The organism is Paenalicyclobacillus macrosporangiidus (assembly GCF_900116805.1).
Taxonomy (GTDB): domain Bacteria; phylum Bacillota; class Bacilli; order Alicyclobacillales; family Alicyclobacillaceae; genus Alicyclobacillus_H; species Alicyclobacillus_H macrosporangiidus.
The window spans coordinates 1-1,160 of the sequence record NZ_FPBV01000092.1; the positions used below are offsets into that span (position 1 = coordinate 1).

Annotated in this window: 2 protein-coding genes; both read left to right on the forward strand. The window is 46.7% G+C overall.

The window, feature by feature from the left end:
- A partial coding sequence (locus BM357_RS20130) for a hypothetical protein (protein WP_217647721.1) occupies positions 1 to 259 on the forward strand: 259 nt, incomplete at its 5' end.
- 124 nt (positions 260 to 383) lie between these two features.
- Positions 384 to 1,160 (forward strand): hypothetical protein (locus BM357_RS20135; RefSeq protein WP_217647722.1); only part of this gene is annotated, 777 nt, incomplete at its 3' end.

The window sequence follows — 1,160 nt, forward strand, 5'->3', positions numbered from 1 at the left end:
TGAGTTGCCCCGTTCATCCGCCATGGCCACCGAATCCGTCAGTTTCCGGACAACAAACACCGTCAACTTATGGCCATTATACGTTGGCTGTAACAATGTGTTTCTTAGCAAGGTAATCGACCGGATGGGGATGAACGACAAGATTTTCACCAAGCTGATGGATGAGCCAGAGTTTCAGGCGGCGGTGAAAGAGTGGATCATGGGGTCGGTGTACCGGAAGTTGAATCAGGATGGTACTCCTCCCACTGTAGGTCACTAGGAAAATTTGGGTGATTGGCCAAGAATTCAAGGCAGGTTGGTGTAGCGGCCAGCATCCGCAGCAGAGTAGATTGCATGTTGCGCACATGATGGATAGGTGCAAGATGGCTGAAAGGTGAGGTTTCATGAGACACCAGGAATTGTTCATTTTAACCGGAGCAGGTGTCTCACATCCGATAGTACCGATGACGATACCTTTGACGAGCCAGCTTTTAGACCGGCTTTCGTCGGACAAGTATGTGGATTCCCTGTATCGTACCGATCAGTTTTACGGTAGTGAACACTCTCAAAAGAGAATAGTTACAGGTCTTATAGAAATTGCGTCGGAACTGGATCTGACCTTCGAGGATCTCATTGACGGCATAGATATTCTAGCAACCGTAACGGAGGGTCAACAAGTTAGTTCATTGAATCCGTCCATTCATACTGCAGTACGTATCTTATGTGGAAATTTACTATCGTATCGCTGCGTAAAACCTCTATTTTTTAGGGTTCTTGCACACGAGGTGCGAAAGTACATTCTTGAAACAGTGACACTGGCGGTCTGTGAACAGAGCCAGGAACAACTGAAGGAAGCGCCTATCAACAGGTTCCTCACACGGCTGCGAGATGAATACCGCTTACGATTGATAACGCTTAACTATGATCACTTACTAGACTTCTCCAACATCCATTTTGAAAACGGGTTTACTCAATCGAAGTCGTCTTCCTTTACGAGGTACAAGAAGTATGATCCTCTATTCGAAATCCGCTGCATGGACCACTCGGATGTCTGTCTCTCCTTGCATGGATCAGTACATTTAAGTGACAGGCGCTATGCAGTTGCTCTCAACAACTGGGTTTTGTCAGGGTCAAACCACCTCAGTTCCAATCGTGTTGGCCAAAATTTGTCGATGAGGCTT